Annotated in this window: 8 protein-coding genes; 6 read left to right on the forward strand and 2 right to left on the reverse strand. The window is 41.2% G+C overall.

Annotated elements, in window-relative coordinates; genetic code table 11:
* Window positions 1-1,563: aldehyde dehydrogenase (NADP(+)) (locus B2Y23_RS12460; protein WP_291371124.1), on the forward strand; the 1,563-nt coding region annotated here is incomplete at its 5' end.
* A 554-nt stretch (window positions 1,564-2,117) separates the two neighbouring features.
* Window positions 2,118-3,815 carry an NAD-dependent malic enzyme gene (locus tag B2Y23_RS12465; RefSeq protein ID WP_409449752.1) on the forward strand — a complete coding sequence of 566 codons (1,698 nt, stop codon included), beginning with the start codon at window positions 2,118-2,120 and terminating at the stop codon, window positions 3,813-3,815.
* A gap of 223 nt (window positions 3,816-4,038) precedes the next feature.
* Here B2Y23_RS12465 and B2Y23_RS12470 read toward each other — a convergent pair whose 3' ends face one another.
* Together B2Y23_RS12470 and B2Y23_RS12475 are read right to left on the reverse strand one after the other, a co-directional pair.
* Entirely contained in the window at window positions 4,039-4,515 is a 477-nt protein-coding gene (locus B2Y23_RS12470; protein ID WP_291352454.1) for a hypothetical protein, read from the reverse strand.
* Between the two features lie 81 nt (window positions 4,516-4,596).
* Complete coding sequence (locus B2Y23_RS12475; protein ID WP_291352452.1) at window positions 4,597-5,847, reverse strand: YncE family protein; 1,251 nt, start codon at window positions 5,845-5,847, stop codon at window positions 4,597-4,599.
* A gap of 352 nt (window positions 5,848-6,199) precedes the next feature.
* Here B2Y23_RS12475 and B2Y23_RS12480 point away from each other — a divergent pair, with 352 nt between their 5' ends.
* From B2Y23_RS12480 to B2Y23_RS12495, 4 genes are all read left to right on the forward strand, one after another.
* On the forward strand, window positions 6,200-6,988 hold the full coding sequence (locus B2Y23_RS12480) for a tellurium resistance protein (RefSeq protein ID WP_291371126.1): 789 nt from the start codon (window positions 6,200-6,202) through the stop codon (window positions 6,986-6,988).
* Between the two features lie 20 nt (window positions 6,989-7,008).
* Entirely contained in the window at window positions 7,009-8,142 is a 1,134-nt protein-coding gene (locus B2Y23_RS12485) for a toxic anion resistance protein (RefSeq protein WP_291352448.1), read from the forward strand.
* A gap of 42 nt (window positions 8,143-8,184) precedes the next feature.
* Window positions 8,185-9,102 (forward strand): hypothetical protein, encoded by a 918-nt coding sequence (locus tag B2Y23_RS12490; protein WP_291352446.1) that lies wholly within the window; start codon window positions 8,185-8,187, stop codon window positions 9,100-9,102.
* A gap of 231 nt (window positions 9,103-9,333) precedes the next feature.
* The coding region (locus B2Y23_RS12495; RefSeq protein WP_291371128.1) for a thioredoxin family protein at window positions 9,334-10,004 on the forward strand (671 nt) is incomplete at its 3' end.

Raw genomic sequence — 10,004 nt, forward strand, 5'->3', positions numbered from 1 at the left:
CACAACTTTATAGCGGGTACCCGTAGCGCTGCAGGCGATAAAGTCCTGAAAAGCCTGAATGCCAGCACCGGTGAAGCCCTGACTTTCGACTTCTTTCAGGCCACCGAACAGGAAGTCAACCAGGCCGTGGAAGCTGCCCATGCTGCCTTTAAAACCTACCGGCATACCTCTCCTGAACAGCGGGCTCTATTTTTAGAATCTATCGCAGATGAACTCGATGCACTGGGTGAAGACTTCCTCAATACGATTTCTCAAGAAACCGCTTTACCCATTGCCCGGCTGCAAGGTGAACGTGGCCGTACCAGCGGGCAAATGCGTTTGTTCGCTAAGGTCTTGCGCCGTGGTGATTTCCTGGGGGCTCGAATTGATACCGCACTGCCAGAGCGTCAACCTTTGCCACGACCAGACCTGCGTCAGATTAAGATTGGTATAGGGCCAGTTGCCGTTTTTGGGGCAAGTAACTTCCCTTTAGCATTCTCGACCGCCGGTGGTGATACCGCTTCTGCATTGGCAGCAGGTTGTTCTGTGGTGGTCAAAGCCCATAGCGGGCATATGGCCACTGCAGACTATGTGGCTCAGGCCATTGAACGTGCCGTTGAGAAAACAGGCATGCCCAAAGGGGTGTTTAACATGATCTATGGTAATGCTGTCGGTGCCTTACTGGTGAAACATCCATTAATCCAGGCCGTCGGTTTTACCGGTTCCCTCAAAGGTGGCCGTGCACTATGCGATATGGCAGCAGCACGTCCACAGCCGATTCCGGTCTTTGCTGAAATGAGCAGTATCAACCCGATGCTAATGCTGCCTGAAGCCTTAAAAAACCGTGGTGATCAGATTGCCCAGGAACTGGCAGATTCAGTAGTCCTCGGTTGTGGCCAGTTCTGTACCAATCCTGGTCTCATTCTCGGGATTAAATCACCTGAATATACACGGCTCATTGAACAGCTCAGTGAAATCATGGCAAACAAGCCGGCTCAAACCATGCTCAATGCAGGGACATTAAACAGTTATGTATCAGGTCTGTCTCATTTAGCTGAGCATGCAGGCATTCAGCACCTGGCCGGTCAGGAACAACAGGGTGAGCAGGCATTACCGCAACTGTTCAAGGCGGATGTGGAGCTGCTACTTGCAGGAAACCAGTTATTGCAGGAAGAAATCTTTGGGCCCACCACGATTGTGATTGAAGTGGAAGACAAAGCCCAGTTACTGCAGGCTTTAAGCAGCATGAATGGACAGTTAACCACTTCACTGATTGCAGATGAATCGGATCTGGCGGAGTTTGCCGATGTAGTACCGGTACTGGAAGAAAAGGCTGGTCGTTTGTTATTGAATGGCTATCCGACCGGGGTAGAAGTCTGTGATGCCATGGTACATGGCGGACCTTATCCGGCCACTTCAGATGCACGTGGTACTTCTGTGGGGACTTTGGCAATTGACCGTTATCTACGTCCAGTGTGCTATCAGAACTATCCGCAAAATCTGTTGCCTGAAGCATTAAGAGATGAGAATCCGCTGAACCTGTTAAGACTCGTCAATGGGGAAATGTCGAGAGGCAGAATTTAAAAGTCAGACAATTAAATATAGGTAATCAATCATTATCTATAAAATGATTACTCACTTCAAATACTGAGCAGATTCATGGCATGGCTAAAGTCATGTCATGAATCCGGCAAAGTCTGGCTACTTATTTCTAATAAAATGATTTACATAATAAATTAAGAAACATTTAAGAATGAAGGAATGAAAACATTATAGCGATATTGAACAACTAGACATGATTATTGAGCATCCTTCTGAATTTTGATTTAGGAGATTTTTAATAAAATAAGAAATTGATCGATTTAAAATCCTCATTTTATAAATGTATAACTATATATTTTGATTTAATTAAAAATAAAATAATAACTCAGTTAAATTGATTTAATTGTTTAAAAAACTATGTATGAATAATCATGAAGCTAAATCCGGTATAGGTTTTTTGTTTATATTAAATTAATAAATGGATCCTTTTTTGTTATTAAAACTTAAAATAACGAGAACATCAGTAAAAGGTATAGGATAGACAATATAAATTATATTTCCCGTATTTTTACCAAATTCCAGAAGTGAGTCAAAAAGTGATAAAGAATCAGAAGGTGAAACGTCCGCTATATGTTCCTTATGCAGGATATACTTTACTTGAACTGCCTCTTTTAAACAAAGGTTCAGCTTTCACTGAAGAAGAACGAAGCAATTTCAATCTGCATGGATTGATCCCTCATGCGATTGAGTCCATAGAAGAGCAAAGTCAGCGTTCTTATCAGCAATATTGTTCTTTTAATGACGACATTAATAAACACATCTATTTGCGTAATATCCAGGATACTAATGAGACCTTGTATTATCACTTAATTGAAAATCATTTAAGTGAAATGATGCCGATTATCTATACGCCAACCGTAGGCGAAGCCTGCCAACGCTTTTCAGATATTTATCGCCGGCATCGCGGTATTTTTATTTCCTATTCAGACCGTGAACATATCGATCAGATCCTATATAACGTCAACAGAAGAAATGTCAAAGTCATTGTCATTACTGATGGTGAACGAATTTTAGGTCTAGGCGATCAGGGTATTGGCGGCATGGGAATTCCCATTGGAAAACTGGCTTTATATACCGCATGTGGTGGTATTAGCCCGGCCTATACTTTGCCGATCACGCTGGATGTCGGTACCAATAATCAGCAATTACTAAACGACCCGATTTATATGGGCTGGCGTAAACCCCGTATTAGTGGTGATGAATACTTTGATTTTGTTGATCAGGTGATTGAAGCAATCCAAAGAAGATGGCCGCAAGCGCTGATTCAATTTGAAGATTTTGCCCAGCATCATGCTATGCCGCTACTTGAAAAATATCGTGATCAGGTGTGTTGTTTTAATGATGATATTCAGGGCACCGCTGCTGTCGCAGTGGGAAGTCTGATTGCAGCTTCACATGCTTCAAACAAACAGTTAAAAGACCAAACGATTGCTTTCTTGGGCGCAGGGTCAGCAGGCTGTGGTATTGCAGAACAGATTGTTGCGCAGATGGTTGCAGAGGGGTTGACCGACGCTCAGGCACGCAAGCGGATTTTCATGGTGGACCGCTTTGGCCTGATTACTGACAATCAGCCTAATTTGTTAGATTTCCAAAGAAAATTAGCTCAGAATCCTAAACATATTGCCAAATGGGCAGATCCGGATAATACCATTTCATTACTCGACGTGGTGAAATCGATCAAACCTACCGTGCTGATTGGTGTCTCTGGACAGCCAGGTTTGTTCAGTAAAGATGTCATTACGGCAATGGCTGAAAACTGTGAACAGCCGATCATTTTCCCTTTATCTAATCCGACCTCTAAAGTGGAAGCCGTACCGGCAGATATTATTCAGTGGACCAATGGTAAAGCGTTAATTGCCACCGGTAGCCCATTTGCACCGGTAAATTATCAGGATGAAATTTATAACATTTCCCAATGTAATAACTCTTATATTTTCCCCGGTATTGGATTGGGCGTGATTGCTTCTGGAGCAAAACGCGTAACCAATAATATGTTAATGGCATCTAGTAATGCGTTGGCTGATTGTTCGCCTAAATTACAGGATGTAAAATCAAATTTACTGCCGGATTTAGACCAGATTCAGGAAATTTCCAAGATAATTGCCTTAAAAGTTGCTCAAGCGGCAATTCAGGATGGCGTGGCACCTCCAGTTGATATTGAAACTTTACAACGTTCAATCGAAGCGAATTTCTGGAAGCCTGAATATCGTAAATATCAGCGTGTGACTTTTTAATTATGTATCCATAATTAAGATAAAATTTGCCTAGGTAAAGATCAATGCGTGAAGTCTGCTTATATCTGGCAGAATTTAACAAGTGATTGAGTTAGATGGAAAAACCCTTAAATCTGGTGATTTAAGGGTTTTTTTTATGGTCTTTTAATTAGCTTTAATGATTTGGTTTAAAAAACGTTGAGGTTTAATAATCTGTTAAAGTTAATAACTTCTATTGCACTTGTCATGTCGCGCTATGCTTAAGCTTCTCTAACTCTATAATACTTTGATCAATCTGATGATCCATTGCAGGTAAAATCTGCTTTAAAAACTGGCAATATGAAAGAGCTTCATCCGCAGTCACCGTTCCTGTTTTAACCAGCTGTTTTTGCTGTTCTAACATTTGGTTCACCTGACGTAAATCGGGTTGCTGTCCATGACTTAAAGCGTCGCTAATGGCTGCAAACTCTTTATACAGTTGGTCGCGTTGTTGAATTAATACTTTCTGATCTGGTGCGGCTACTATTTTTGATTGAACGGGTGTGACAGATACCGCTTTTTTTTCAACAGGCGCTACTACAACAGCTGGAGTGGGTTTTTCTTTTGCTTTAGCTGTATTTGAGGGAGAGGAGGGAGCCGGTTTAAATATATAAACCACAACGATCAGTACTACAATCACAATAAAGCCAATGATAAGACCAAGTCGTATGCTGCTATTCATGCCAAAAATCCTATTTTTATATTTAAATGAAAACAGACCCAATCTTAAGATCAGGTCTGTATGATTTATAAAAATAAACAGTTAGGGTGTTGACCAGCCCGCAGGTGCATAACCAATCCGAACACGTTGCGGGTGATTACCTACAGGAACGCTCAGCACTTTTTCGCCCGTTGCAAAATCAATGACCGTAACTACATCAGTAGCACTCTCTGAAATCACACAGCTTTTTCCATCGGGGCTTTGGGTTGCCCAATATGGCTTGCCTGCAGCAATCAGTTTTCCGGCTTTTAAAGTTGAACGGTCGACAATGGTTGCATAGTCATCCATGGTGCCTGCCACACAGAGTTTTTCACCATCACCACTGATTGATAATCCATGATGACGGGAGTCATTTACATATTTGGTCCGGTCAGATGGAATAGTCGAACTACCTGGTAATTGACCAATTCGAGTAACTTTATTCTGGTTCAGATCATACTCGATTAAGCCGTTAAAAAATGAAACCTGAGCATAAATTTTACTTTCATCATTACTGAATACGATTGGACGTACTGCATTGGACAAATCTTTACGGCCCACTGCATCAAGTGCGGGACGGAAATCAATGGTTTTGAGGACTTTAAAGGTATTGGCATCAGCAATGGTAAGGACGCGTTTGCCTTTGGTGAAATCTTGCCATGCAGCATCCATGGAAGTTTCTACATTACCAATGGCTGAGTTTAGAATTTTTGTACCACCGTTAAAGAAAATATTTTCATGCGGTTTGTCGCCTGTTGCAAAGCGTCCCAACTCTTTACCGGTGTTGATATCCAGTACATGAACCACATTGCCGGAAGAAGCCGATACTGCTAAACGCTGACCATCAGGAGAAACCGCCATATGATCGGCTCGGAAACCTTCTACAGGCGTACGCCAGTTGATTTTACCCGTCGCAATATTAATCGAAACCACATCGGCAAAACTTGGACGCGATGCCACCACAGACTTGCCATCTGGGGTGGAATACATGTCATCCACCAGTTGATCATTACCTTCACCAGCGGTGGACTGAATATAAGTATAAGCAATCAGTTTAATTGGATTAAGGTGGATTTCCATCAAACGCTCTTTGCGATCAGGAACCATATTAATCACACCGATCTTGCCAAAATTACCTGATGGACGAATGACAGTCACTGTACCATCCCAGTTATTACCTACAAAAAAGACCTGTTGGCTATTCGCAGGGGCAGGCGTTGAAGATGTTGCAGCATTGCTCGTTAAGGATGTGAACGCGAGTGATGCAAATAATGCATTTACACTCCATTTAAGGAAAAGATTTTTGTTTGTCATATCATTATTCTCCGATTCAACTCCATGAAACCGATTTTTTATTTGAATTTTCATAACGGTCTAATACTCCTGTATTAGCTGAGCCATAGAATAAAGAATTCAGCAGTCAAATCCCGGATAATCCGATAAAAACATGCGCTGAAAATGATCTGAACCCGTCTTTTATTTTATAAACATTTGAATAATCAATTAATTATTGGTATGAGGCTGGTTATTTTTCCGACGAATTACCAAATCGTATTTTATTGTTTCACCACATGTCTGAGTGAGGTTCTGAAAAATTGCAAAACACTACATGATCTTTGGTACAAAAGTCGTACTATAAAAATGATTTTGTTGAGTTTCCAATATTATGTCCCAGATAGATCTACTTGTTGATTTGGCTGATATTGAAGTAAATCGGACTGAACTGCTTTCCATTCAGCGTAATGATTTGGTCCCTTTGCTTCAGGATCAATATCGTCTGAATCATTATGCCGATTCAGTCATTCAGGCTCAGTCAGTTTTATTAAACGGTGTCGATCCACACCTGACCCAGCAATTAAGTAGCACCATAGAACAGCTGATTCAGGCTTTGGCCGATTCAAAAAAATACTTAAAAACGCGCAAGTTTAATGCGCTGCAAAAATGGTTGGGGATTGATCTAGAATATGGTTCTGGGCAGGTTGAGTATTACAAAAATCTGGATCAACTGCTCAATCGGGCTAATCATTTAAGTCAAAAACTGCAGATTGAAATACAAAAGTCGCAGGCACGTTTTCAGCAATTAATCGGGCATCGTGAACAAATGGCGAAATACATTCGGGCTGCACAAGAATTTTTGCTGGAATATCCGAATTTCGTTAAGAACATACATCCGCTGGACAATTTTTCAGAAAGATTGTCAAAAAAAATCAATTCATTACAAACGCTACAAGCCAGTAATGATATTGCAATTACACAGATGCAATTATCGCAGCAGCTTTCTTTAACTTTGCTGGACCGTTTTAAAGAAGCACAGCAAGTACTGATTCCTGCCTGGCAATATCATGTTAAACAAAGTAACCAAAGCAGTTCACACATTGAATTGGAAAAACTGGATCATAGTAGAGAGAATTTAATTCATACTTTAAGAAAATCACTCGAGAAACCTATACATTAAACAGACTATTCAGGTGAAGCATGACCGATTTTGAACACAAAGATCTTCCTGTTGAAGTGAACACTGATATAGTTCAGCAAAAATTTCAGCAACTGAATTTACAAGAAATGGGTTTGCAGCATTCAGACTTTAATGAAGTGATGAATGCCCATAAAGAACTGGCTGAAATGAACCATACCGCAGTGGCAGAATATGGCAAAAATATTGCCACAAAAACATCGAGTTATACCGATGAACTGCTGAATCTGGTACAAAATAAAGAACTGGACACGACTGGTCAAAAATTAAATCAGGTGGTACAGGTTGCCCAACAGTTGAATAGCAGCAGTATTTTAAACAAGAAAAAAAGTACCGGTTTTTTTGGCGGCTTGATCAGTAAAATGAAAGGGGCCAAGCAAAACTTTGATCAGCATTTTAATAGCACCAAAGAACAGATTGATGTTTTGGTCAAAGAAATTGAGACTTCCCAATCTGGACTTAAAAGCCGTGTTGACACGTTAGATCGCATGTTTCAGGGCGTGCAAGATGAATATAAACAGCTGGGTATTTATATTGCTGCCGGGAAATTAAAAGAGCAGGAAATTCAGCAACAAATTACCGCTTTAAGCAGCCAAACCCAAGATCAGACCACGGTGCAGAAAGTCTATGACCTGAATCATTTGGCTAATAATCTGGAAAAACGGGTCAGTGATTTACAGGTTTTGCAGCAATCTGCCATGCAAACCTTGCCGATGATTCGAATTATCCAGTCCAATAACTTGATGCTGGTAGATAAATTCTATGCGATTAAAAACATTACCTTGCCGGCATGGAAAAACCAGATCAGTTTAGCGATTTCCCTGAATGAACAGAAAAATAGTGTGCAGCTGGCCAATAGCATAGATGATGCGACCAATGACCTGTTGCGCCGTAATGCGGACTTGTTGCATCAAAACTCAGTAGATACCGCCAAAGCCAATCAACGTTCAGTAATTGATATCGAAACGCTTGAACATGTGCAAAACACCCTCATTAAAACTGTTAATGATGTGATTCAGGTGCAAAAAGAAGGCATGCAGAAACGTGCTGAAGCTACGACACGGTTACGTGCGCTGCAAGAAAATTTGAATCATCTGGTTTTAGAATCGAGTAATAGTAGCGTAAATAAGTCTTAAGCATGAACTTAACTGGATTGCTTGCACTTTAGGAGAAAAGGTTTGCCTCCCTTAGATGAATATGCTGTAAATCCGCAACAGATTGAATCCGGCGTGGTCACGTTAAAAAAGCGGCAACGCAATTTAATGCTGTTGGGTATGACGAGCAGCACTATTTTTATTGCCTCAGTGGTGGCGTTATTTTTACAGCATGATTTGGTGTATAGCTTTTTCGGAATTAGCACTGAATTAAAGCAATTGCATATGCCGATGAGTGTAGATGCAAACCTGGCTGAACTCAGTCAGCATACGGACTATTTTAGCAACCTGTTATCTTGGTTTGGCTGGCTGATTCTAAAACTATTGGTTTCCTTTGTCGGGGCATTTTTTGTCATTCATTTTTTAAAGAAAATACGTTTCTTTTATGTGCGTTTTCAGTCTTTTATTTTGAAGTTTGTTGGATGGATCATTGCATTTATCGTCTTGTGGTCAGGCCTGACTTATCTGCAATATGATTTAAATGACGATCAGGATGCATACGCAGAAGTCATTCAATACGACAAAAATATTCAGCAAAGCGAGTTAGCGCAGTATTTACAGCAAAGTAATTTAGATCAACCGGTAAAGGCATATCTGCTGGCACAAACTGCGCTACTGCATAAACCGGTGGATAAAGATGCTGCTATTCCTCAAGTTCTGGCGCTGATTAAAGCGGAAAAAACAGATCCGAATTTTTTTGAATATGGTTTTAAACCTGAACAGCTCTGGACCATGCAACATCAGCTGTATGGTCAGAGTTTAACCCCAATGGCGAAAATTGTTTCCAAACAAGTGACTCAGGCAGAGCAAATTAGTGGTCTGGTGAATATATTGATTATTGCAATGCTCATCTTATCTGCAATTTTGAGCCTCATCCTATTTGTTTTAGCGCAGCATTTAAAAGGGCGAATATTGCGAGTTGAACAGCGCCTTATAAGTTAAATGATGCAAGTTAAAAGCCCTTTAACAGGGCTTTTAAATTTTTTATGAACTGTTATTTCATTATGATTTTCTTGACCTTAGTAATGAAGTCGAGCTGAGCAAATAAAATTGAACACATTAATAATTCAATAATACGATCATAATTATAAAAACAAACTGTTTTACCTATTCAATTATTTCCCCTATTATAGCTTTATTAAATAAGCATTTACTCCCTTGGAGACGTTAGCCATGTTAGACCAAAATACTTCAGCGCAACTGAAAACCTTATTAGAACGTCTGGAAAGCCCGATTGAGCTGGTCGCGACTTTAGATGCTTCAGACAAGTCGGACAAAATCAAGGAACTGGTGACTGAAATTGCCGCGCTGTCGGATCAGGTGACTGCCCGTTTTGATGGCAACAACAAACGTGCACCGAGCTTCGGGGTGGCGAAAGTCGGCGAACAGCCACGCGTGAACTTTGCCGGCTTGCCGATGGGACACGAATTTACCTCTTTAATTTTAGCCTTGTTGCAAGTGTCGGGTTATGCAGCCAAAGTATCGGATGAGATGTTGGCGCAAATCAAAGGCCTGAATCTGACTGATGATTTCGAGGTCTTTGTCTCGCTCAGCTGCCATAACTGTCCGGACGTGGTACAGGCGCTCAACCTGATTGCCATTCACAATCCGGGAGCAACGGCGACCATGATTGACGGAGCCTTCTTCCAGGACGAAGTGGAACAGCGCAAAATCATGGCGGTACCGATGTTGTTCCAAAATGGTGAACATATCGGCCAGGGCCGCATGACCTTAGAAGAAATCGTGGCCAAACTGGATACCGGTTCATCGGCCAAAGAAGCGGAAAAACTGAATGCTAAAGGCGCGTTTGATGTGCTGGTGATTGGCGGTGGACCTGCAGGCAA

The organism is Acinetobacter sp. UBA5934 (assembly GCF_002430855.1).
Lineage (GTDB): Bacteria > Pseudomonadota > Gammaproteobacteria > Pseudomonadales > Moraxellaceae > Acinetobacter.